Below are 21,182 nucleotides of genomic sequence, written 5' to 3'. Positions count from 1 at the left end.
CGCAATGAAAGAGGCAATTATCGTTAACCTAGAAGGCTACATGATTGACGTGGGGCCGGTAGACGACGCCGTGACTGGCGTCTTTCCGATCTACGAGCAGCCGGAGCCTGGCACAGAGGCAGAGACAGAGAACGAAGAAGCAGAGCTGCCCGAACCGGAGATTACCGGCTACACGGTGGCTGTACCGGGCCCTGCCGGGGATGTATAAGCCGCATTTTGACTTTGCGGCGTGGGAGGCATATCAGGAAGCGCTGGAAGCCTACAATGCAGAGATGGCCGCCTGGTTAAGCACTCCAGAAGAAGATCGGGGCGAGCAGCCGATGCTGGAGCAAGCCGTTTTTTGGGTCGAGGGTCTGAGTCAGGAAGAGCTGGATGCGATTAAAAACCAGCCAGTACCGGAATTACAGGAGCAAAAAATTGCCCGTTTGGAAGACGAGCTGGCTGCGACAAAACTCGCTAACCTCGATACCATGGATGCTTTGTTTGATGTATATTTAACGGTTCTTGACTTGCAAATAGCTGCTGGAGGTGAATAGTCTTGAGCACATTAGATGCGCGGATGGTGGCCCTATCTGTTCAGCTTATACAAGCCGGTAGGAGAACCTTAGATGAAGTACCGGATCAATTGAAAAATGATGTGAAGCAGGCATTGAACGCGGCAAATCAACCCCCAGCGGGTGAATGATATGCTGCGTTTTTTGTTGTGGCTGCTCTCTTTGTTTTTCTGGAGGGGAGGTGATTACTGTATGGTGACTGTGACCGTAGCGCTTATTATTGCTGGCCGTCGGACTTTTGATCAAGTGCCCGCGAGCATTCGTGATGATGTTCGTGCCGACTTACTCGCACTCGGGTTAGACGAGAACGGCAAACCGCTGCCGATTGAATAACGGCTGAGCCCCGGTCTTTCCGGGGCAGCCCTTACACATTATATAGATAGGTTGGTGATCACACTTTGGCACTGAAAATTTCCAAAAATAGCGGATTGACCGATATCGTCTCTGACGCAAATCCCATTACCACGCAGCATCCAACGACCGGATCAGCGCAAGAAGTCAAGGTATGGCTTTTTAACGATGACGCCACAAAGACATATCAAGGGATCAGCATTGATCCAACGGACGCATCCGGTGGAGACGAAAGCACATGGTTTCAATTGGCCCCTGATGCCTCCGGATCTGCTGGGAGTTATGGTGCGGCCAGCGCTGCTCTGAGTATGGCTAATATCACTTCGGCAAATGTTGGAGTTCCGTTATGGCTTAAAGTCACGGTACCTGCAGGTCAATCGGTACAAAACAAATCAGATATCAAGTTGACGGTGAACTACACCGAGTTCGCGGTCTAAGGAAATCATGAAGTATTCAATCCGCGGAAATTTGATGCTGTCGGATGGCTCTGAGGTCATTGAATTGCTGAACAATTACTCGTTATGGCGGCTCATTACCTCTCAGACTGAACTTTTTTTCTTTGAGGTGTGGGTAAATACATTAATTGAAAAGGATAGCCTATTTGATGAACTGAAGGCGTTTGTGAACCAGTATGGAGAATCAATCGACTGGCATGAATGCACGCACGATGAACCGGACCCGCGGCCCTGCGTTATTGCCGAGACTTACGTAAGGGGGTAGGCAATGGGTTACCTACGATTGGACGGCGTGGACGATTATATAACCACAGCCGCCACAAACACCGGGACGGGAACGTATAACAGGATCGTACTGGATGTTGTGCTGTATACCGACTCTGCAAAGCAGCAATGTATTTACGGGGATACCGCCGCTAATGTAAGGGCGGCTGCCGGGGCTACAACATTATCGGTTAATGCTGCTGTTATTAACGCTGGTAACCTTATGGGGCAAAGGACAACCCTAGATATTACGCTCAATACGGCTGCTGATTTTTATTATTTTAATGCCGGTAGAGGATATGGTTTTTGGGCTAATTATCCTATGCGGTGTGATATTTACAGCATCAAGCTGTACAGCGGTACGACGCTGTTTGCTCATTACGACTTGTCAACCGGCACAGTCCAGGACCAAAGCGGCAATGGTCGTCATGCAAAACTCGTTGGCGGCACTTGGGTACAAGATGGACCTGTTGGTACGCCTGGCTCCGTCAGCTATGCTACCAGGCAAATCATCTGTCAATCCGGAAGCGTCGCCGTCGCCACGAAGCAGATCGTCACCCGGACAGGGGCGGTAAGCTATGCCACAGGCCAGAGGATCTACAAGCCCGGGAGCCTTAATGCGGGCACCAAACAGGTTATCTATGCCATTGGCTCCGTATCTTACGCCACGCTGCAGGTCATTGCGCAGGGCGGGATTGCCGGGGCTATTTCGTATGCAACGAGACAGACCATTTATTCGGGCGGGGCAGCTGCATATCCGACAGAGCAGGTGATATCCCGGCAGGGGGCTGATCAGCATCCAACGAGGCAATCCGTTTACGCTGCAGGTGCGATCCTGCTGCCAACAAGACAGAGTATCTACCGCGCCGGTACGGTCTCGGCCGCCACCCGGCAGACAATCTTTAGATCCGGTACGGCTGTGATACCTGTGCGGCTTGCCGTTTTCAGGGTCGGGGCAAACGAGTGGCCGACGCTGCAGGCCATTTATGACGAGCAAAAATTGATTGTCTCCAGGGTTGCGCTGCTGGCTGAGCGGTCGCTGCGGATCGGGCTGCTTGCTTCCCGTGAATTGAGGATCGAGTTGAGAGGTGATATTGCGGCAATGAAAAAGAACCAGAATTTCGAAATGGAAGCCAGCGAGTCCAAATATCTGAACTTTGTAGCAACCGATAGCGGCAAGGTCCTCGATCTCACGGGGGTTACGATCAAGTGGGCCATGAAAAAATCAACCACTTCGATTAACCAGTCCTACAAGAATTCGCAGGCTGGTGAGTGGTATTTGAAAAAGGAGACCGAATCCGGAATCGAGATAACCGATGCAGCAGCGGGTAAGTTCACCGTTACACTGTCCCAGGGAGATACGGAGAATTTCCCGGCGGGAGAGTACGTTCACGAGGCATATGTGATCGATGCTCAGCAGCATAAGACCCCGGTGGCTTCTGGCGTTATTACAATTTCATTAGGTTTGATATAGCAGCCCCGAGCCGATCGGGGTTATTTTTATGCCCGCATAGGGGGCAGATGGGAGAGCGGAATGACGGAGTTGATAAGTGGCGAAGCGCTCAACCGACTTGAGGACGTAGAGAGGCAGCTCCAAGGCTTGAGCGGCGAGCTGCTGCGGCTATCGCATGAGACATTGGGGTACCAGCAGCGGTTTCTAATTTTAGAAGAAACCCAAAAAAGGCATGAGGAGTCGATCCGGGAGATTGAGAAGTCCACCAAGGTGATGGAGCTCCAATTTAATCAGATCATGACTCGGTTTGACACCCTAGAGATGAAGCTTTTTTCTTTGCTGCAGCAGGCCCAGACGAACTCCGTGGATGAACGGAAGGCGAGCCAAAAAGAATGGCTGACATTCTTGAAATACGTGATCGGCGGGACTATTTTATTAATCGTTTACCAACTATTTGTGAAGGGATGATGTTCATATGGAATGGAACGCTATTATTCAACTCTTGGATCCAAAATTATTGATCGTGCTGGCTGCCTGCTGGGTGATCGGCTATGTGCTTAAGCAAACACCACGGGTTCCGAATTGGAGCATTATTTTCGTGGTGACGGCCGTTGCGGTCGCCTTCACGGTATCCATGCTCGGGGTGACGCCTGAAGCAATCTTACAGGGTATTCTGGCTGGCGCCGTGGCTGTGTATGGTTACGAGTTTCTGAAGGCGACCAAACAGGCAAAGGAGAGTGACGACGATGGCAAAGGGGTTTGATTGTGCGACGCCGCTCACCGCGGCTAAGGCCCGGGAGTTTGCAGCAGATGGATTTACCTTTGTCTGCCGATATCTCGCTCCTCCGGGGTCGCGGAAGCGCCTGACGGCAGCTGAGGCTCAAGCCATCACGGACGCGGGCATGTGGATCGTGTCGGTGTTTGAGCGCGGTGCTACGAATGCTCTGGCTGGTGCGGCGCGGGGAGCGGAGGACGGCAGGCTCGCTCTCCAGTACGCCCAGGAGGTCGGGCAGCCTGCGGGTACCGTAATCTATGCTGCGGTAGACACGGACGTCAATGTCTCTCATTACGACGCCGTAGAGGCTTATATGCGGGCGTTTGACACAGAGATCAAGGGTTATGAGGCGGCTGTGTACGGCGAGTACGAGATTTGCAAGGCGATGTACGACCGCGGGGTTGTCCGCAAGATTTGGCAGACCTATGCTTGGTCCCGCGGAGCCAAAATGGATGCTCTGAATATTTACCAATACGATAATGACATCACCGTTAACGGGATCGGGATTGACCGAGACGAGTCCAACGGTGATGCGGGAGGGTGGATGATAGGAATGGCGATTGAAAAGCATACGACACTTGATGCAGGAGTCGCTCAGACGATCATTAATACGTGGATCGGACCAGCATGGCAAGTAACTGATAATGAGGACGAAAAAGAGTATCTGCATTGGCTGGCAAATGAACTTCGAAAGGCGTCAGGCCTGACCGGAAATTAGTTTATATTTTTGGAGTTATGGACGCACTAATTGCCCTGTCGGAAGTTATATAGATGGGGCGAAGACTCTTGTAATAAATGGTGGGTTTTCATTGTTAGAAAGAGATTTAGCGTGTAAAATATGTTGTAAACGGGAATGGGTGCATTATCATTAATTAATTCCCTTACGGAAAGGGGTGTCATATGTCTGTATTAGAAGTACTTAGACAAAAAAACGAATATCCAATAATTTTTATTGGCTCTGGCATATCAAGGAGATACCTTGAAAATTTTCCCGGATGGGAAGAACTTCTAGAAAAGTTTTGGAAGATGGTACACCCAGACAAGGATTTTTATGCGTATTTAAATAATCTTAGGATTACCGTTGTCGCTGAAATGCCTGAAACATCTGAAAATGAAATTAATTACTATACAAATATTAAGGCTGGATCAGAGATCGGAAATTCTTTTAATGAAAAATATTTCAGAGAGGAAATACAAGTAGAAAACTTTTCGCAAAGGGATGCATACCGTTCAAAGATATCCCCATTTAAGAAGGCACTAGCTAATGAATTTTCGAAATATTCAATCAAGCCGGATATGTTAGAAGAGTATCAAGCGTTCCAGCGATTTATTAATAAGGCTCAAGTATTGTTAACAACGAATTATGACACCTTTATTGAGGATTCTTTTAATGAATTGAGCGAAAATGGTATTAAGAAATTTATTGGGCAAAGGGGATTTTTTGAACAGACCTTTGGATGGGCAGAGCTATTTAAATTACACGGTAGTGTAGAAGATCCAGAATCAATTGTGATAAGTGCTGAGGATTACGCAAAATTTGAAAAAAATTCTATACTTATTAGTGCGCGAATTATTTCTCTATTAATTAATTCACCAATAATATTTATTGGTTATTCCTTAACTGATATGAATATAAGGAAGATTATTCGTGATTTTTCTTCGTCGCTAACACCAACTGAGATTAAAAGAATGGGGTCTAGAATTATTATCATTGATAGGGTAGCTGGAAAGAAGGATGTCGAGGAAGTCAATTATTACGACAGAGAATTAGATTGTGAATACACTGTTCTTAAGACGGACAATTTCCATGTTATTTACGATTCTTTGATGGGAATTAATCAAGGTATCACACCTGCTGAGGTTAGGAGATACCAACATGTAATGAAAAGGCTTATTGTCGATAGAGGAAAAAGGGGAAGTCTAAATACTTTACTTGTTGCACCAGAAGATCTAGATGATATTGAAACAAGACTCGGAAATGAAAATATTGTCGTCGCACTTGGGGATACTGCATATATTTTTAGAATGCCCGATTTGATGTCGTACACATATGATTATGTGTTCAATAAAGACGAGATTCATACAGATATCGCCCTAAGATTTGTGGCAAACCAGAACATAAATTCAAGGTTACCGTTCCTAAAATATGTTAGAGATGTGGACTTAGATAAAACTAATCTTAATTCTACTGAGAAAGAAAAGATTAGACAAAGAATTACGCGTTATAGAACATATAAATCAATAACTGAATCAATAGTAGCATCCAATAGGATTAAGAAGAGTAGTTTAGATGAGATTCTAAGCGAAAGATACAAATCAGATAAAATGCTCGATGTAATTACATATAATGCCGAAAATCTGAACTTTGAGGAGCTGGATGGATTTATCAAAAAGAAACTTGAGGAGTTAAAATGTACTGGAGTGGCGTCTTTTTCAACAGCTATGAGGAAATTACTGCTGGCATACGATTTTTTAAGAACGAAAAAAGAGGCTGACGCCTAACCAAAATTAATTGATTGCCGAAAGCCCCTTTATATTCCGCTACCTATAGTATACATTTAAAGTTACTTTTATTCAATAAATTTATATTTCTTTTGGAAACGAGGAGGTTTGTTTCGCATTTTAAAGTAAGAGTCCCTCTCTATAACAATCCATTCGAAAACAATACGAAAGCCCTCCGTCCTTTTAGAAAGAGGGCTTTTTTCATTTACACATCCCGCTTAATTCCAAGTGCATCCTTCAACCCATTCTGCAGGATCAACGAATAATTCAGCCCTGCCTGGTCACCGGCATCCCTTAGCCACTTCGGCAGCGTGCAATTCTTCGTGACCGATTTGTGCGCTGCTTCATCCCGATACGGCGGCATATAGACTTCTACAAATATAATCCGATCGCTCGGGTCCAGCAGCTCGATCTGATCCGGTGCGGACGGAGGAGGGACGGCAATACCCTGCGCCTCCAGCTCCAGCAATCGAACGACCAGCACCTCTCTGGCCTGTTTGATTGCCGCGGTAACATCCGGCGCCAAAATAGCCGTTCCTTCAAAGTCCGGAAAATACAATCCAAGTCCGCCGTCTTCAGCTCGCTCCGTTACGACAGGGTAGATATAGTGCGATTGCAATGACATGGTGTTGGCCTCCTTATCAGTAAGGGTAACGCGGTTATTGGGAAAGGCCGGGGTTAGAACTCAACCCCGGATGTGCGTTCGATGCTTCTCAGCGTGCCCTTCGGTATGACTTCGCCGCCAGTGTGGTAGCTTATGTCGGCAAAGCGCTTCGGGTCGTCTTTGTGTATGTAGCGTCTGTGACTTGTTCCATTCCCATGATTAGGAGATTCAATGAATCCGGCTTTCTTCAAAGCTTGAAGCACCTCGCGAACTTTTCTCTGTTTCCCCAACCGCGTTCCCTCCTTTCTTATCTCTATTATAACACGCGTTATTACGCGTGTCAATAAGTAAATGCGTGTTATTATGCGTGTTACCTCGTTGTTATGTGGTGATCTTGAAAATCATAACTAAGTAAAATATAATGTAGAAGAGTTATCGTGATTAGATCAACCAGCCATTAAATAATGACTGGGGTGTGATCTGCTTGACCCAAAATAACAAACGTAGAAGAAGTAAGTCACGGAGAAGTGTTCCTCTTGTCGTTGTTGTGCTTGGGTGTTTGTGTTTTATTCTGAGTATTATGGTTGAACTGGTTAGAATTCTGGTTGGCTAATTACGGCGCTTCCACCATCATCTTGGAGATGGGGAAGACGCTTATAAATAAATAATGATATTTATGAGAAGTTTAAAAAACTTTACCTAGCACTTGGGTAAAGCTTTTTTATTTATAAATATTAAAATCTATATCCAGTGTTTAATGCGGAAGATAATCTATATATGGGTGTTCTTGAGAAATGTGTAAAGATTTATATTTTTCTGCTGTATTTAGAATATGCATAATTTACATTTAAAATTTAATGGACCAATACTTGAATAACGAACTATTGTTCGCATATAATAAGAACACACGTTCTGTGTTTGGAGGCGAACAACATGCAGAAATACATCGGAAAAACCATTGAGATCATCTACCTGGGCAGCGATGGCCGGATCACGCAGCGGCAGATCGAGGTCAATTCAGTGTCAAACGGCATCATTAGAGCACGCTGTCTCCAGCGCAATGCGCCGCGGATATTCAAGCTGGAGAATATTCTCGCCGCGCAGCCGACAGCAGGGAGGGCGTCATGAAGCCAAACAAGCTCACGCCAGGCGCTAACATCATGTGGGAATCATCACGAATGATCATCCCGCAGCACAAGGAGGCTGCAATCAGGCAGGCTCGGGAATCGCTGAAGCGGGACCGGCCGGAGCTAACGGAAGAGGAGCTGCAGGAGATGTTCGGCCGGCTGAGTGCCTCAAAAGCCAATACACTTGAGGTAACGATCATCGTGTATGGCGAATTCGAGAACCGTCAGCTCCGCGGCATTGTAACAGGGCTGGATCCTCGGCAGCGCTTGATCAAGATTGAGCACAATTACGATTGGGATTTGATCGAGTTTGAAAATGTTCTCAGTGTGCAGCTGGACGACTTTTATTTTAAGGAGGAACATTGATTATGGCTGGAACTATTGGGATCCCGAAACCCGGAAAGAAGTATGCAACAAAGCGCCCAACGCGAGACGAATTCGTACTGGAGGAGTTGGGTAACCAACTGGCTGAGGCAAAGCAGGAGGACGCTGAAGTTTTGCTGACCGTTTGGGGCTGGGAGGAACAGGCCCGCGGCCGGATCGCCGACATGGACTCGCGGACCGGTAAGGTGCACATTCAGCGGCACGGTGTCACGACGAAAGTGCCGTTTATGGATATCATGAAAGTAGAGAGCCCAAGCAACTACGAGGAAGTAAAAACAACTGCACCTCCGCCGCTACTGTCACATTGGAAATTAAATTGCAGTGAATGTGGGTCAGGTGGTGATGATATTTATAAATATCGATATGTAACAATTCCTGGAGGTGGTCACATCACATTAGAAGATGACACAATGCTCTGCGACGCTTGCAAGCAAGGTATAATTGACATAGCTGTCAAAAGCATGAGTGAACACAAAGCAATACTCGAGGAAGCGAAAATTAAAATTCAAAGCCCCTGAGGTGCTTCCTCAAGGGGCTTTTGTGCCGGTGCTTCCGGACAATGAAATAATACCATGATTATCCAAATGGTGTAAATTGGCATTTCCCTGTTTGTGATACCACTCATGATACCGATATTGACGAAAGAGAAGCAAAAGAACGAAAATAATACCGTGTTTTTTGTGTTTCTTCTATTATATATGCACCCCCTTACATTATTTTCGTCCACTAGTAGTCGAGATGGAAGGAAGTATCGGCTAAACGCTAAAAAACCGGTACAATGCGTGTTGCACTGGGGTTTAGATTATATAGAATCTGCATCGTGCCGATTTTGTGCCGATTCCGATTCGACTTTATTTCTTTTTTGAAGGAGACGAACTTATTCAGTTCGTCTTCTTCGTTTTTCTGTTATATCCAAATACGTATCAGTTGATTAACTTTTCTTCTAATTTCCACAGGATTGAGTCGAATCAGCCGTTTATTCTACGGAAAATAAAAACAGCCCATAGGGGCTGTTACGAATACAATAAATGCCTCGGATCGAACCAAACTACATTAAAGACGTTGCCAATGAAAAAACCATGAACGCGTCCATGTTCATTTGCAGATATTTCAAATTGCCACGGTTTATCAACAAGCTGCTCTTCGTTTGGGAGTCCAAAGCTTTCTTCAGTAGTATCGCTCCAGTCAGTACCATGGAACCTAAGCGACTTGCTTAATGAGGTTTTTGCCTCAAGAGCTTTAACAGTGGAGAGGTTTTGCATCCTTTCGATTAATTTCATGAAGTAAATCGCTTCACGGTCGCTATAGTGAAATTTGTTATGGGTTAAATTAAGGTATTTAAACGAAAACTTTATTAGATCCCCGTCGTTTTGGCCGCCTTTGTTACTGCCAATACCAGATGGTTTTGGTTCGTCGTGTGGTGGTTTCCTAAATTTCTTGGCTATGTGTGACGAATTGACTGTAATAATCGATCATATGTTGATTATTGATTACTCTATCACAAGGAGCGTCGTCGGGGAGTCCACGTCTTGTAATAAGCCAAGGATCTTCTTTGTGCGTCTGCTCTTCGAGTGCAAAAGCCGTCATACCGAAGTATTCGTCTGTTACATCGTCAAGAACTTCCAATTCATTGGAAGTAAGCTTCGCGCGAAATTGCCGGATATAGTCTTCACCAAGATCTTCACGAATAATTGGCTTCCAACCGAACTGGCGATATTCTCGATAAAGCTCGGGGATTACCGGACCATGTACCCAAGCTTCAAAGTCAGCCTGGAACAATGCTTCACCATATATCCCCAAATGCCAAGCTTGTGTGTAGTAGACCAGTTTTTGCAGCTTGAGGTTGGAAATCAAATTCCCGGTCTCGTTTGATAAACTGATGAAGTAGTCAGCCACTTCATGGAATGTAACGTTGGACACAGGGATCACCTCATTTTCCATTTGTATTTTAGAATTATTATGCCACGATAAAATATCACTGTATACTGTTCTCGTCAAAAGGGAAGTAAACAAGTTTCTAGCCCTCTAGCCCATAAAAACGACGAGAAGGGCGGCCCCCTTTTTCCTTGAAACCCGGACATCTTTCGCGTGAAATTAGTTTTAAATTGAACAATTCTGTTTTGAACGAAATGACGGAGGGGATAACAAATGGACTATAAGGACGAAAAAGTTAAAAAGGCAATGGAGGTTTTGCAATCATTCTGGGCGATAAACAAGACCACTACCAAGCTCACCCAGCATAATGCAGAAAGTTTAGGCATTACCCTACAACAATTATCAATCATAAATACGCTCTATTCGTCCCCAGGCTTGACCCTGAAGAGTATCACCGAGAGGTTGCTTTCCTCCAAAAGCACCGTCAGTGTCAGTGTAGACGGGCTTGTCAATCTAGGCTTAGTAGAGCGTACTATTGCCCAAGAAGACCGGAGGGAAATCAATCTGAAGCTAACGCCCCAAGGCGAGGAAGTATCGAGAACATCGATGGAAAATGCTTATTCCTATAGAGCGATGGTATCTGCCTTGGGGAAAATGGGGGAGGCCGATGTCGAAGCGTTACTTCGATTGCACAAGGAATTGTTATCTTACCTGGAGGAAGCGCAATACTAACCTTCCCGTTAGCACATGATGGTTCTGTTGGGGATTCTTTTTTGTGAATAGCCTCCGCCCGGATATCCCATGCTATCTTTGAGAGCTATGGAAAGGACGGAAAGCGCGATGAAGAAAAATAAAGCCTTACGGAAAAAAAGGGCAGGCCTGTTCATCACAGCCGCAGTGATCGGAATACTTGGCGCATGTACCAATACAGTTCAGCCAAAAGCCGAAGATTCAAAAGCCATTCCTGTGCCCGGCTCCGCCTTGCATATGAAAAATATGGAGGGTACGGTACCGATTCGGACAATCGAAGCGATTCCCTATGTATCGGCGAACGATGTAAGCCGTGTACTTGGCTTCAGGATGCGGTGGGACGCCCCGAAAGGGTCAATCCTGTTAGGAGATGAGGATGCCTCCTACGAGCTGCATATCGGTTCTACGACTGCGGTCAAAGGGGGGAGCGCGATGAACATTCCGCAGTCTCCGATTTTGTCCGATTCGCAGGCTTTTATCCCGGTTACTTCGCTAGGGAGCTTATTCCAGGACGATATCCGTTTCGATGTTGAGGATGAGCAAACGGTCCGCTTCATTCCCGTGAAGCCGATAGCCGCGGCTGCGGATTCCGGTACAGCTGCGGAATTTGCGGATGATCCGGTAAGTTCCGTATTACCGGAAGGCGGAAGAGAAGGAGCGATCGCAAAGCCGAAGGCGCTCGCTTACCGAGCCAAAAGCCTGCAGCAGCAGGATGAGGCAAGGGACAGTCTGATTCAAAAAGCGAAGCGATATTTGGGGGTCAGCTATGAATTCGGAGCAGAGCCTTACTCTGAATCCGGCACATTTGACTGCTCGTCATTCACGAAATATTTGTTCGAACGCCATGGCATCCAGTTGGGGAGAACGGCAAGGCAGCAGGCGGATCAGGGGACGCCCGTATCGGAACAGCAGCTCCGCAAAGGAGATTTGCTTTTTTTTACCGTACCGGGCCGCTTTACGAATGAAAAAGAAATTGGGCATGTGGCCATTTATTTGGGAAATCATAAGGTCATCCATGCTTTGCCGGATAACGGCGTGCAAATAACCGATATCGACAAGCCTCTGTGGAAGAGCCGTTTTGTAAAGGCGCGAAGATATCTTCCCTGAATAAATAGAGCTGCATTAAAAATAAGCGCCCGGATAAGGGCGCTTATTAAGGCTTTATTATTAAACATAAACTTCGTCAATATCTAAACCGGGCGTTTCGGCTAAATTAATAAAGTCTTCCCCGGCTTGTACAAGAGGACGAAAGAAGTCGGTCGGATGGGTCATAATAATGGTACCGATTTCACCGGAGGATAACAGAGCCTTTTTGCCGATAAAATTAGGGAGCATATTGCGGATAAACACCTGCGTAATTTGAGGGTCCAGCTGCCCGAAGCTCATGCGGTGCAATTCTTTTAGCACCTGGAGCAGTCCCTGCTTTTTTTGATATACCCGTTGGGAGATCATAGCGCTGTATATATCGGCGACAGCTACAATCTTGGCTACCGGATGCATTTCATGGCCCTTCAGCCCGCTCGGATAGCCCGTACCGTCCAGCCGTTCATGATGCTGGAGCGCTGCAAATGCAAGCGCTTTATTTAACCCGGACGATTCGATCATTTCATACCCGAAACGGGGGTGCTGCTTGATCAGGCCATACTCTTCATCCGTCAGCTTCGAAGGTTTTTGAAGAATAGCTTTATCAATACGGCTTTTGCCGATATCGTGTAAATACCCGGCTTTGCCGGCCAACAATGCTTCATCCTCGGATTGTCCGAGCCATTTGGCAATGTAATAAGAAATCATGCCCACCTGAACGCTGTGCTGATAGGTGTAATCGTCCTTATTGTTCAGCGTCAGCAGCAGGGCTACGACATCGTTCTCCTGTTCCATCTGCCGGGCCAGCGGCGAAAAGCATTGCTCCACCTGCTCATCTTGGATGGAGCCTTGCAACTCGATATCTTGAAACAGCTGCTTGATTCCGCCAACCGCTTCTTGATAAGCTGCGGTTTGAGCGAGCGCACGAGCGGACGCCGGAGCCGTTACTGCCGGCGCCGCTTGTCCGTCAAAGCGAATCATGACATCGATATAATCAATGTTATGGCGCTGAAGCTTCTCGATATCCTCCGCATTCAATACGGTATGGGCAGATACGACGAGAAGCCCGTTCCAATTAAACACGTCCGCACCCGTACGGTCCCCGATTTGTAAATCTTCAATGGGTATTCTCAAGCCAATGTCACCTCGGCATAGATCAATTTAAAAATTAATTAAATATTCTTCAATCGTACCAAGAATGAGAATTATTGGCAATAGGATTTTGAAAAAATTGTCGACAACCTACATGCCTATGTACCTGCTGTATAAGCTTTTGGCAGTAACGGGATCGTCGGTTCCCTGCACCATCAGCCTGCCGTCGGGGAATAAAATCATGGTAATCGCATCGCTTGGCTTGAATCGAAGCAGGAAAGGATTCAACTCGACGGCACCGAGCGGCTTCCATCTTTCGGCCCATTCCGAAAGCACGAAGCTCGCCGGGCGGACGGGCTGAATTTGCACGGAGTTGCGTCCGCAGAGCGTCTGTATGGTATCCTCCTGAAGATCCTGCTCCAAATATTCGTAACGTCCCTCGGCGCAGCAGGGACAGTCGGCTTTGCGCGCTTTGCTTACGTCGACGGCCGCGTGCTGGTTGTACCACAAATCCCAATGGACCGATTTTGCGGTTCAGCTGAGCGGCAGCACCCGTAAGCAGCTTGAACGCCTCTGTTGCCTGATGGGAAGCGACCGTATGAATGATCGGCCCGATAACGCCGGCTGTATCGCATGTTTCGGTCGTTCCCTGCGCAGGGGCTTGGCCGAATATGCAGCGCAAGCACGGCGTTTCGCCGGGCACGATGGTCATGGATACGCCGCGTGAGCTGACAGCCCCGCCATAAATCCAAGGAACGCCGTGCTTCTGGCTGACGTCATTGATCAAAAAGCGCACGGCAAAGTTATCGGTGCCGTCCAAAATAAGCTGTACGTCCGACAGCAGCTCCTCCGCGTTGGAGGAATTAAGGTCGGTCACAACCGGTTCCAATGTCACCTGAGAATTGGCTTGCTGCAGCCGTTTGGCTGCGGCGATGGCCTTAGGCTCGGATCCGGCCGCGTCCGATTCGTCATACAGCATTTGGCGCTGCAAATTGCTGGTCTCCACAAAATCCCGGTCGATCAAGCGGACGAAGCCGACGCCGGCGCGAACCATATGGTTCGCAAGCACCGTCCCGAGCGCCCCCATGCCGACGATGGCGACACGGGCCTCGATCAGCCGGCGCTGTCCCTGTTCCCCGATCGGCTGAAACAGCAGCTGGCGGGAATAGCGCTCCAGATCGGCAGAAGGCCCGCTAGTCGGGATATGATGTTCAGTAGGCATAAGCTCACTCCATTCCATGTTCTCTCTAGTTGAACAAATCCGGCTGCGCGGCAAACTCGCTAGGCGCCTTCGGCTATTTTGATTCTGCGAGCGGGTTCCAAGGGCCCTGCTGATGCCCTTTCCATTCGGAGCCGTCTTCCCAGACTTCCTTTTTCCATATCGGGACGATCTGCTTGAGACGTTCAATCGCATAGCGGCTGGCTTCGTATGCGGCATCGCGGTGAGGGGCGGATACGGCAATGACGACGCTTGTTTGACCCGCATCGACTTTTCCGAGACGGTGGGTAATGGCACACAATGCTCCCTGCCACCGGCTGTGGATATCTTGACTGATTTGCTCCATCGTCTTAACAGCCATAGGCTCATAGGCCTCGTATTCAAGCAGTGACCGTCCGCTTGCCGTGGTCCACTCCCGGGTAGTGCCTGTGAAGGTCAGGGTGGCGCCATGGTCGGGATGCAGCACCTTTTCGGTTACGGCTTCGATGGAAATAGGGTCATGGGTGATTTCCACCAGCGGCGTTTGCCCGCCCGAAACCGGCGGAATGACGGCGATTTCGTCTCCGGCGGCAATCACTTGATCGTCTGCCGCATAGCTCTGATTAACCGCCACGAAAGCCTGGCTCAGATGAGCGGCGGCTGCGGGATAGAGCTCCGCGAGCTTGCTTTTTAAGGAACCGGCGGTCAGCGGCGAAGCGGTACCCCATTCGACTTCAATCGAGGCGCTGCCCACTTGCTCGGCCAATCCGGCAAACATATAAATATGTAGCTTCATTAGTTTGTTCACTCCACCAAGTTAAGACGTTTTTTCTCACAGCATACCATATTTTTATGGGGGAGTGGTATAATTGGGAGATGGAAGACAGGGGCAGCGGTCCGCTGTGCCGCATACGAGGGGAGGCCTGAAGATGAATATAGAGATTTTTGATGAACTGGCTGGACATGAGGTGCTGACGGTTGCCGCCCTAGCGGATATGGCGCCTTCGGTAATTGCGATAGAAGAGCGTGTTCCGGGTGTTTTGGGCCGGGCTTTCGAGCTTAAGGCATGGTATCGCGCCTGGCGTTCGAAACGGCAGACGGAACAGACGGCGGAACCGAAGCGCATGACGGTGGAGGCTGTTGACGAATTTCAAGCGGTCATCCCTTGGGATCAGCTGGATCAGGCGGTATTTCTGTACGAGCAGGACGGACAGCCGCTGAAGAAGGGGTTTCCGATTCGCCTGTATGTTCCTGACGGGAGCAGCGAATGCTTGAATGTCAAGAGCGTGGTCAAGATCCGGTTTGATTACGGCAGTTCTCCGGATGAGGCAACCTATGGCTTCAAGAACGTCGTTACTCTGGATGAGCTGAAGCTGAAAAAATAACGGTCCGCCTGCGGACATCAAATCAAGTTGACAGAGAAGGAGGGCGGCCGGTATGAGTCTATCGCCGCTTCGGCTGCGAATCCTTCATTCAAATGATATTCATAGCCATTTTGAACAAATGCCTCTTATTGCCGAGGCGTTTGAAGAGCTTCGGCTCGCCATGGGCGATGCGCCGACGCTGACGCTCGATATCGGCGACCATTTGGACCGCGTCAGTCCCATAACGGAGGGCAGCGAGGGCCGAGCGAATCTGGATATAATGACGGCAACAGGCTACGATGCCATTACGATCGGCAATAATGAGGGGCTGACGTTTCCGGCGGAAGCGCTGAATGAGCTTTACGGCAGCGTTCATTCCAGCATGAAGGTGCTGTGCAGCAACCTGAAAGACACCGCGACAGGGGATTATCCCTCGTGGGGCGCTCCTTATTGTATCGTCAACAAAGGCGGCATTGAGATCGGCATGATCGGGGTCACCGCCTGCTACCCGGACTTTTACAGTCTGCTGGGCTGGACTATTGAAGATCCTTTACCGGTAGTGGCCGAGCTCGTCGGTCAGCTGCGTCCGAAGGTGGACCTCATTGTCGTCCTCTCGCATTTAGGTTTAAAGCAGGACGAGCGCATGGCTTCAGATATTCAGGGCATCGATCTGATTCTCGGAGGACACACGCACCATCTGCTGGAGCAGCCGCTTCGCATCGGAAGCGCGATGCTGTGCGGAGCGGGCAAGTTCGGACAATATATCGGCGTTGTCGATATCGGTCTGGAGCCGGTTACCCGGAAGCCGATGCAAATGGAGGGGTATGTAAGGGAGCTGAAACGGGACGATGCTGAGCAGCAGGAGAGGCAGGAGCCCTCACCGTCTTCAGCAAGCCTGCTGGGACAGCGTCTGGAGGAGCGGATTGCGAAGCACCGGCTGGAAGCCGGACAGGTGCTGGACCGCGAAGCGGCTTGGCTCGAACAGGCGATGGCGGCCGACTCCTACCAGGAAGCTCCGCTCGGGAATCTGCTTGCGCAAGCGCTGCGGCAGTTCACGGGTGCGGACATCGGCCTGGTCAATGCCGGGCAGTTTCTGGAAGGGCTGGAGCCGGGCAGGGTGACGCTGGGGAGGCTGCTGGACATTTGTCCGTCGCCGATCAATCCGAGCCTCATGCTGCTTAGCGGTCAGCAGATCCTCCAAGCGCTGGAGGAGTCGCTGCTGCCCGAGTTTACCGAGAAGCGGATTTATGGCTTCGGGTTCAGAGGCAAGGTGCTGGGGATGCTGAACGTGGACGGAATGACGGTCGAATACGACCCGGACGGGCCGGCCTACGGCAAAATAAGGCAGGTTCGGCTGGGAGGCTGCGAACCGCTCCGGCCGGAGCGGGAGTATAAGGTGGGCAGCATCGATATGTTTACCTTCGGAACCGGCTACCTGTCCTTATCGCAGAGCCGTCACAAGGAGTATTTTCTGCCTGAATTTATAAGAGATTTGATCCGCCGGGCATTGAACGATCCGGAGGCGATTCTTATGAGCGGCAATCGCCGCTGGATTCCGGTGCCGCACGCATAAGGCCAACGGACAGACTTCACATTCATTTCATTGCAAAAAAACCGTTAGGAGAAGGAGCTCTTCTCTTAACGGTTTTCGTTTTGTTAATGGAGGCCGAAGACGGCCCCATGCGCCCAAGCGCGATTGGGGGTCGACCGTCCGCTGCGAAGCGTCGCAACGCGTTCTCAGGATTGGCGCGCCATTGCTCTGCGGCTTTGCCTTAGGACATGAAAATGTAAATTGCGAACAAGATTGCCAGCACAAACCGGTAGTAAGCAAAATACGTCAGCGGAATCCGCGATACCAGCTTGATGAAGGTGACGACCGCCAGCAGGGCTACGATGAACGAGACGATAAAGCCGACTACAAAAAATCCGAGCATATCGGGCGTCAGCAGCTTGTAGGCTTTCAGCAAAGACAGCGCGGACGCGGCGAACATGAGCGGAATGGCCAGGATGAAGGTGAAATCCGCCGCGGCTCCGCGGCTGACACCGGACAGCATCCCCCCGGCAATCGTCGCGCCGGAGCGGGAAAAGCCGGGCCACACGACAGCCAGAATCTGATACAGCCCGATATAGAACGCCTGACGGTATGTAATCTCGTCCAAGTTCTCCGCTGTGGGCCTTTTTGTCGTTTTCTCGGCGATAATAAACATCACGCCCCCAACCACAAGGCTCAGCAGAACGGTTTTCGGAGAAAACAGCTTTTCTTCGATCCAATGGTTAAAAAGCAGCCCGACGATACCCGCCGGCAGGATGCCGATGATAATATGAATTAAGTTCAGCTTGCGCTTGCCGACCCGGGAAGTATCCTTTTTCAATCCGAAGAGCAGCAGGATCCGGTTCCAATAGATCACGACTACGGCCAGGATCGCTCCGAGCTGAATGACGACCTCGAAGGTTTTCATCACCGCATCGTCCTCCGGAATCCCGAGCAGCGCCTGAGCCAAAATCATATGCCCCGTTGAAGACACCGGTAAAAATTCGGTAAGCCCTTCTACAATCCCCATAATAATTGAAACCCAATAACTTAACATAAAGCCCTCCTACTTTTTTTGTACGAACTATTCTATTTTAGCTCCTAGAGGATTATCCCACAAGTGAGGCTGCGGATGTGTATTATTCCTTCTTTTACCATTTTCTGCAACAACGGCACAGGACTTATTTTTGTGACAAGTTTTTAAAATTAATGTCGAATTTTGTAAAACTTATTGCTCTTTTGAATATTATCCTTTACATTAGGCATTAGGAATTCTCTCAACTTCTGCAGAAAGAAGATGTGGTTGATAATGCGTTTACTGCCGCTAAGCATGCGTCCGTCCCGGGATGAGGCTTGGGAAAAAAATATATGACGAACAGGGGCTTACCCTTCTCGGAGAACGTGTCGAATTAACGCAACTGCTGATTCAACGGCTTGCCAAACGCGGTATTGATTTTGTATACATAGATGACCCGCGCACCCAGGACGTGACCATTCCGGATATGATCAGTGACGGAACAAGATTAAAGGCGATCTCGGAGATCCGGACTTCGTTTCGCAAGCTGATGGATCATTCCTTGAAGCGCCAGGCCAATATTTACGCCCAGCTGGGGCAAAACTTCAGAAAGCTGATCGATCTGATCATTGACGATCTCAGTGCCCATAAGGATGCAATGATCATGCTGACGAACATTAGCGTCATGGATGACTATCTGTTTCAGCATTCCTTGAATGTCTGCATCTATACGACGATGCTCGGCATGGCTCACGGCTACAGCCGGGAAGAGCTGGCTACGATCAGTCTCGGAGCGATGCTTCACGATATAGGTAAAACGCAAATTCCAATTGAGCTGCTGCGGAAAAAAGGCGCCTTGACTCAAGAGGAATTCACATTGATGAAAAAGCATACGGAATACGGCTTTCAGCTGCTGAAGGATGAAGCGAACATCTCGCTCATTGTCGCTCACTGTGCTTTCCAGCATCATGAGAGAATGGACGGCAGCGGTTATCCCCGGGGGCTGAACGGCAAAGACATTCACGATTATGCCCGGTGGATCGGGCTGGTCGACTCCTACGATGCGATGACCACCCATAGGGTTTACCGGAAGGCGATGCTGCCCCACCAGGCGATGGAGGTTCTGTATACCGGTACGGAAACGCTGTATGAGAAAGAGAAGATCGAGCTGTTCCGGGATAAAGTGGCGATCTATCCGCTCGGCGTCTCCGTCACCTTAAATACGGGCGAAGCCGGTACGGTTGTCGGCTTGAACCATCTGTTCCCGCAGAGGCCGATCGTTCGTCTCTTATATAACGAACAGGGCGAGGAGCTGAAAGCGCCGGTCGAGGTGGATTTGTCCCAGAAGCTTTCCCTCATGATCGTCGATGTGAATGAATCGTCAGATGACGGCCAGATGAATATGCGAGCCAATTAAGCCCGGAACTCCCGGGCTTTTTGTCACATGATAGAATTTATATGTTTTCGGGGGCCCCGTAAAGCACCTGAGTCCGCTTCGAAGCATAAGCCCCACTTTGTGGGGTTATTTGAATTTGCATAAAACCCTTATCGGTGGTTTAGTTTCATTTTGATGCGTCATACGATACAATAGGTGGTAAAAATAATTTATAGAGTCAGGTGTGAATCTCAACATGATAGATAAGCTGAGTCCCGTATTACTTCCCATTACCCCGCACAACGATCCGTGGGACCCGATCCGTTCGCTGCAAAGGCATGGCAGGCACATGCTGACCAGCGTCGAGTTCACGGTTACGAACTTGTGCAATATGCGCTGTGAGCACTGCGCGGTTGGTGAGACGCTGACGATGACGGAAGGTCCGCGCATTCCGCTGGACACCGTGCTGCGCAAGCTGGACGAAGTCGAGCACCTGGAGACGATCAGCATTACGGGCGGAGAGCCCAGCTACCATGAAGCAACGGTGAGGGATTATATCGTTCCCCTCTTAAAATATGCAAGATCGCGCGGCGTCCGCTCGCAGATCAATTCGAATTTGACGCTGGATATCGGCCGGTATGAAATGCTGGCTCCCTATTTGGATGTCATGCATATTTCCTTCAATTATTTGAAGGCCGATGATTTCCATCAGGTCGGCTTTGCCCGTGCAGGAAGGAATGTGAAGCTGGATACGGCGGCCAAGCTGTATGAGCGCATGATTGACAATACGATGGCCTTAAGCCGCGGCGGGATGTTCATCTCGGCCGAGTCGATGATTAATTACCGAACGCATGAAAAGCTGGCCGAAATCCATAGACTAATTGTAGAAATGGGCTGTGTCCGCCATGAGGTGCACCCGATGTATCCGAGCTCGTTCGCATCGAACCTGCCGGTGCTCTCACTGGAGCAATTCCGCACTTCGATTCACAAGCTTCTGGATGAGCGCAGCCGCGAGATCTGGATGCTGTTCGGAACGCTTCCTTATTATGCATGCAGTCCTCATGAGGAAGACCGCCGCCTGATCCGGAGATTGCGCGAGGAGCCGAACGTTACGGTTCGCAACGACCCGGACGGCCGCAACCGGCTGAACGTGAATCTGTTTACCGGCGACGTCTATGTAACGGACTTTTCCGATGTTCCCGCTCTCGGCAGCATTCACAACGATTCCCTGGAGCAAGTGTTCGCACGGTGGGGAGCCCACCCGCTGAATGCCTCCGTCAACTGTCATTGTCCGGCGGCAAATTGCTGCGGACCAAACCTTTTGGTCGCTGATACGTATTACAAAGAAGTCGATTTTACCGCGAGGAAAGCGGTAGTCTGATTTCGGCTTACATCCTGGAGATTTTTAAATAGAAAAGGAGTTTGAGGTC

Annotated in this window: 25 protein-coding genes and 2 pseudogenes; 19 read left to right on the top strand and 8 right to left on the bottom strand. The window is 49.2% G+C overall.

Annotation, left to right across the window (positions count from 1 at the left end; genetic code table 11):
* Positions 1-4 precede the first annotated feature (4 nt).
* From ACHHV8_RS25395 to ACHHV8_RS25350, 10 genes are all read left to right on the top strand, one after another.
* Positions 5-208, top strand: a complete 204-nt coding sequence (locus ACHHV8_RS25395) for a hypothetical protein (RefSeq protein ID WP_395162181.1) — start codon at positions 5-7, stop codon at positions 206-208.
* Positions 201-536, top strand: coding sequence for a hypothetical protein (locus tag ACHHV8_RS25390; RefSeq protein ID WP_395162180.1), 336 nt, complete (start codon positions 201-203; stop codon positions 534-536). Before ACHHV8_RS25395 ends, ACHHV8_RS25390 begins: the two co-directional genes overlap by 8 nt.
* Positions 537-538: 2 nt before the next feature.
* A complete protein-coding gene (locus tag ACHHV8_RS25385) occupies positions 539-685 on the top strand; it encodes a CD1375 family protein (protein ID WP_395162179.1) in 147 nt (48 codons plus the stop codon).
* A gap of 61 nt (positions 686-746) precedes the next feature.
* Positions 747-887: a CD1375 family protein gene (locus ACHHV8_RS25380; RefSeq protein ID WP_395162178.1), complete on the top strand. Its 141-nt coding sequence runs from the start codon at positions 747-749 to the stop codon at positions 885-887.
* Between the two features lie 65 nt (positions 888-952).
* Positions 953-1,342, top strand: a complete 390-nt coding sequence (locus ACHHV8_RS25375) for a hypothetical protein (protein ID WP_395162177.1) — start codon at positions 953-955, stop codon at positions 1,340-1,342.
* 286 nt (positions 1,343-1,628) lie between these two features.
* Positions 1,629-3,098, top strand: coding sequence for a hypothetical protein (locus tag ACHHV8_RS25370; protein WP_395162176.1), 1,470 nt, complete (start codon positions 1,629-1,631; stop codon positions 3,096-3,098).
* A 60-nt stretch (positions 3,099-3,158) separates the two neighbouring features.
* Complete coding sequence (locus tag ACHHV8_RS25365) at positions 3,159-3,545, top strand: hypothetical protein (RefSeq protein WP_395162175.1); 387 nt, start codon at positions 3,159-3,161, stop codon at positions 3,543-3,545.
* Between the two features lie 7 nt (positions 3,546-3,552).
* Positions 3,553-3,840: a phage holin family protein gene (locus tag ACHHV8_RS25360; protein ID WP_395162174.1), complete on the top strand. Its 288-nt coding sequence runs from the start codon at positions 3,553-3,555 to the stop codon at positions 3,838-3,840.
* On the top strand, positions 3,824-4,570 hold the full coding sequence (locus ACHHV8_RS25355; RefSeq protein WP_395162173.1) for a glycoside hydrolase domain-containing protein: 747 nt from the start codon (positions 3,824-3,826) through the stop codon (positions 4,568-4,570). The genes ACHHV8_RS25360 and ACHHV8_RS25355 overlap by 17 nt, the downstream gene beginning before the upstream one ends.
* Before the next feature lie 182 nt (positions 4,571-4,752).
* A complete protein-coding gene (locus ACHHV8_RS25350) occupies positions 4,753-6,354 on the top strand; it encodes an SIR2 family protein (RefSeq protein ID WP_395162172.1) in 1,602 nt (533 codons plus the stop codon).
* A gap of 205 nt (positions 6,355-6,559) precedes the next feature.
* Here the strand turns inward: ACHHV8_RS25350 and ACHHV8_RS25345 are convergent, their stop codons facing one another.
* Together ACHHV8_RS25345 and ACHHV8_RS25340 are read right to left on the bottom strand one after the other, a co-directional pair.
* Positions 6,560-6,979, bottom strand: coding sequence for a type II toxin-antitoxin system HicB family antitoxin (locus ACHHV8_RS25345; RefSeq protein WP_395162171.1), 420 nt, complete (start codon positions 6,977-6,979; stop codon positions 6,560-6,562).
* A 53-nt stretch (positions 6,980-7,032) separates the two neighbouring features.
* Entirely contained in the window at positions 7,033-7,248 is a 216-nt protein-coding gene (locus ACHHV8_RS25340; RefSeq protein ID WP_395162170.1) for a type II toxin-antitoxin system HicA family toxin, read from the bottom strand.
* 643 nt (positions 7,249-7,891) lie between these two features.
* Between ACHHV8_RS25340 and ACHHV8_RS25335 the strand changes: the two genes are divergently transcribed.
* The 3 genes and pseudogenes from ACHHV8_RS25335 to ACHHV8_RS25325 all read left to right on the top strand — a co-directional run.
* Positions 7,892-8,086 (top strand): hypothetical protein, encoded by a 195-nt coding sequence (locus tag ACHHV8_RS25335; RefSeq protein WP_395162169.1) that lies wholly within the window; start codon positions 7,892-7,894, stop codon positions 8,084-8,086.
* Positions 8,083-8,451, top strand: a complete 369-nt coding sequence (locus ACHHV8_RS25330) for a YolD-like family protein (protein WP_395162168.1) — start codon at positions 8,083-8,085, stop codon at positions 8,449-8,451. Before ACHHV8_RS25335 ends, ACHHV8_RS25330 begins: the two co-directional genes overlap by 4 nt.
* Before the next feature lie 2 nt (positions 8,452-8,453).
* Positions 8,454-8,723: pseudogene (locus ACHHV8_RS25325) on the top strand (YolD-like family protein); the annotation flags it as partial.
* A gap of 759 nt (positions 8,724-9,482) precedes the next feature.
* Here the strand turns inward: ACHHV8_RS25325 and ACHHV8_RS25320 are convergent.
* Entirely contained in the window at positions 9,483-9,749 is a 267-nt protein-coding gene (locus tag ACHHV8_RS25320; protein ID WP_395162167.1) for a hypothetical protein, read from the bottom strand.
* Positions 9,750-9,897: 148 nt separating this feature from the next.
* On the bottom strand, positions 9,898-10,389 hold the full coding sequence (locus ACHHV8_RS25315) for a Panacea domain-containing protein (protein ID WP_395162166.1): 492 nt from the start codon (positions 10,387-10,389) through the stop codon (positions 9,898-9,900).
* Positions 10,390-10,617: 228 nt separating this feature from the next.
* Here ACHHV8_RS25315 and ACHHV8_RS25310 point away from each other — a divergent pair, with 228 nt between their 5' ends.
* Both ACHHV8_RS25310 and ACHHV8_RS25305 read left to right on the top strand, forming a co-directional pair.
* Positions 10,618-11,076: a MarR family winged helix-turn-helix transcriptional regulator gene (locus ACHHV8_RS25310; protein WP_395162165.1), complete on the top strand. Its 459-nt coding sequence runs from the start codon at positions 10,618-10,620 to the stop codon at positions 11,074-11,076.
* 108 nt (positions 11,077-11,184) lie between these two features.
* Complete coding sequence (locus ACHHV8_RS25305) at positions 11,185-12,201, top strand: C40 family peptidase (RefSeq protein WP_395162164.1); 1,017 nt, start codon at positions 11,185-11,187, stop codon at positions 12,199-12,201.
* A 60-nt stretch (positions 12,202-12,261) separates the two neighbouring features.
* Here the strand turns inward: ACHHV8_RS25305 and ACHHV8_RS25300 are convergent, their stop codons facing one another.
* The 3 genes and pseudogenes from ACHHV8_RS25300 to ACHHV8_RS25290 all read right to left on the bottom strand — a co-directional run bounded on the left by ACHHV8_RS25300 (position 12,262) and on the right by ACHHV8_RS25290 (position 15,263).
* Complete coding sequence (locus tag ACHHV8_RS25300; RefSeq protein WP_395162163.1) at positions 12,262-13,311, bottom strand: HD-GYP domain-containing protein; 1,050 nt, start codon at positions 13,309-13,311, stop codon at positions 12,262-12,264.
* A 108-nt stretch (positions 13,312-13,419) separates the two neighbouring features.
* Positions 13,420-14,491: pseudogene (locus tag ACHHV8_RS25295) on the bottom strand (ThiF family adenylyltransferase).
* Between the two features lie 73 nt (positions 14,492-14,564).
* Entirely contained in the window at positions 14,565-15,263 is a 699-nt protein-coding gene (locus tag ACHHV8_RS25290) for a molybdenum cofactor biosynthesis protein (RefSeq protein ID WP_395162162.1), read from the bottom strand.
* Positions 15,264-15,396: 133 nt separating this feature from the next.
* Here ACHHV8_RS25290 and ACHHV8_RS25285 point away from each other — a divergent pair, with 133 nt between their 5' ends.
* Together ACHHV8_RS25285 and ACHHV8_RS25280 are read left to right on the top strand one after the other, a co-directional pair.
* Entirely contained in the window at positions 15,397-15,852 is a 456-nt protein-coding gene (locus ACHHV8_RS25285) for a molybdopterin-binding protein (RefSeq protein WP_395162161.1), read from the top strand.
* A gap of 52 nt (positions 15,853-15,904) precedes the next feature.
* On the top strand, positions 15,905-17,404 hold the full coding sequence (locus tag ACHHV8_RS25280) for a bifunctional metallophosphatase/5'-nucleotidase (protein WP_395162160.1): 1,500 nt from the start codon (positions 15,905-15,907) through the stop codon (positions 17,402-17,404).
* Positions 17,405-17,603: 199 nt separating this feature from the next.
* Here ACHHV8_RS25280 and ACHHV8_RS25275 read toward each other — a convergent pair whose 3' ends face one another.
* Positions 17,604-18,419: an undecaprenyl-diphosphate phosphatase gene (locus tag ACHHV8_RS25275; RefSeq protein ID WP_395162159.1), complete on the bottom strand. Its 816-nt coding sequence runs from the start codon at positions 18,417-18,419 to the stop codon at positions 17,604-17,606.
* Between the two features lie 289 nt (positions 18,420-18,708).
* Here ACHHV8_RS25275 and ACHHV8_RS25270 point away from each other — a divergent pair, with 289 nt between their 5' ends.
* The gene (locus ACHHV8_RS25270; RefSeq protein ID WP_395162158.1) at positions 18,709-19,794 is read left to right on the top strand and encodes an HD-GYP domain-containing protein; all 1,086 of its coding nucleotides are present in this window, start codon (positions 18,709-18,711) and stop codon (positions 19,792-19,794) included.
* 214 nt (positions 19,795-20,008) lie between these two features.
* Positions 20,009-21,133 (top strand): radical SAM/CxCxxxxC motif protein YfkAB, encoded by a 1,125-nt coding sequence (gene yfkAB, locus ACHHV8_RS25265; protein WP_395162157.1) that lies wholly within the window; start codon positions 20,009-20,011, stop codon positions 21,131-21,133.
* Positions 21,134-21,182: the final 49 nt, after the last annotated feature.

Source organism: Paenibacillus sp. TAB_01 (genome assembly GCF_043945595.1).
In the GTDB taxonomy this organism is placed as follows: domain Bacteria; phylum Bacillota; class Bacilli; order Paenibacillales; family NBRC-103111; genus Paenibacillus_S.
Note: the sequence above shows the minus strand (reverse complement) of the source record. Positions and strands in the feature narration are given on the sequence as shown.

What these genes read in the sequence shown, in the direction of transcription:
- ACHHV8_RS25275 (WP_395162159.1), bottom strand. Translation starts at nt 18,419, where the DNA reads ATGTTAAGTTATTGGGTTTCAATTATTATGGGGATTGTAGAAGGGCTT.
- ACHHV8_RS25360 (WP_395162174.1), top strand. Translation starts at nt 3,553, where the DNA reads ATGGAATGGAACGCTATTATTCAACTCTTGGATCCAAAATTATTGATC.
- ACHHV8_RS25330 (WP_395162168.1), top strand. Translation starts at nt 8,083, where the DNA reads ATGAAGCCAAACAAGCTCACGCCAGGCGCTAACATCATGTGGGAATCA.
- ACHHV8_RS25305 (WP_395162164.1), top strand. Translation starts at nt 11,185, where the DNA reads ATGAAGAAAAATAAAGCCTTACGGAAAAAAAGGGCAGGCCTGTTCATC.
- ACHHV8_RS25365 (WP_395162175.1), top strand. Translation starts at nt 3,159, where the DNA reads ATGACGGAGTTGATAAGTGGCGAAGCGCTCAACCGACTTGAGGACGTA.
- ACHHV8_RS25390 (WP_395162180.1), top strand. Translation starts at nt 201, where the DNA reads ATGTATAAGCCGCATTTTGACTTTGCGGCGTGGGAGGCATATCAGGAA.
- ACHHV8_RS25270 (WP_395162158.1), top strand. Translation starts at nt 18,709, where the DNA reads ATGAGGCTTGGGAAAAAAATATATGACGAACAGGGGCTTACCCTTCTC.
- ACHHV8_RS25355 (WP_395162173.1), top strand. Translation starts at nt 3,824, where the DNA reads ATGGCAAAGGGGTTTGATTGTGCGACGCCGCTCACCGCGGCTAAGGCC.
- ACHHV8_RS25335 (WP_395162169.1), top strand. Translation starts at nt 7,892, where the DNA reads ATGCAGAAATACATCGGAAAAACCATTGAGATCATCTACCTGGGCAGC.
- ACHHV8_RS25280 (WP_395162160.1), top strand. Translation starts at nt 15,905, where the DNA reads ATGAGTCTATCGCCGCTTCGGCTGCGAATCCTTCATTCAAATGATATT.
- ACHHV8_RS25310 (WP_395162165.1), top strand. Translation starts at nt 10,618, where the DNA reads ATGGACTATAAGGACGAAAAAGTTAAAAAGGCAATGGAGGTTTTGCAA.
- ACHHV8_RS25290 (WP_395162162.1), bottom strand. Translation starts at nt 15,263, where the DNA reads ATGAAGCTACATATTTATATGTTTGCCGGATTGGCCGAGCAAGTGGGC.
- yfkAB (WP_395162157.1), top strand. Translation starts at nt 20,009, where the DNA reads ATGATAGATAAGCTGAGTCCCGTATTACTTCCCATTACCCCGCACAAC.
- ACHHV8_RS25370 (WP_395162176.1), top strand. Translation starts at nt 1,629, where the DNA reads ATGGGTTACCTACGATTGGACGGCGTGGACGATTATATAACCACAGCC.
- ACHHV8_RS25350 (WP_395162172.1), top strand. Translation starts at nt 4,753, where the DNA reads ATGTCTGTATTAGAAGTACTTAGACAAAAAAACGAATATCCAATAATT.
- ACHHV8_RS25395 (WP_395162181.1), top strand. Translation starts at nt 5, where the DNA reads ATGAAAGAGGCAATTATCGTTAACCTAGAAGGCTACATGATTGACGTG.
- ACHHV8_RS25345 (WP_395162171.1), bottom strand. Translation starts at nt 6,979, where the DNA reads ATGTCATTGCAATCGCACTATATCTACCCTGTCGTAACGGAGCGAGCT.
- ACHHV8_RS25380 (WP_395162178.1), top strand. Translation starts at nt 747, where the DNA reads ATGGTGACTGTGACCGTAGCGCTTATTATTGCTGGCCGTCGGACTTTT.
- ACHHV8_RS25320 (WP_395162167.1), bottom strand. Translation starts at nt 9,749, where the DNA reads ATGAAATTAATCGAAAGGATGCAAAACCTCTCCACTGTTAAAGCTCTT.
- ACHHV8_RS25285 (WP_395162161.1), top strand. Translation starts at nt 15,397, where the DNA reads ATGAATATAGAGATTTTTGATGAACTGGCTGGACATGAGGTGCTGACG.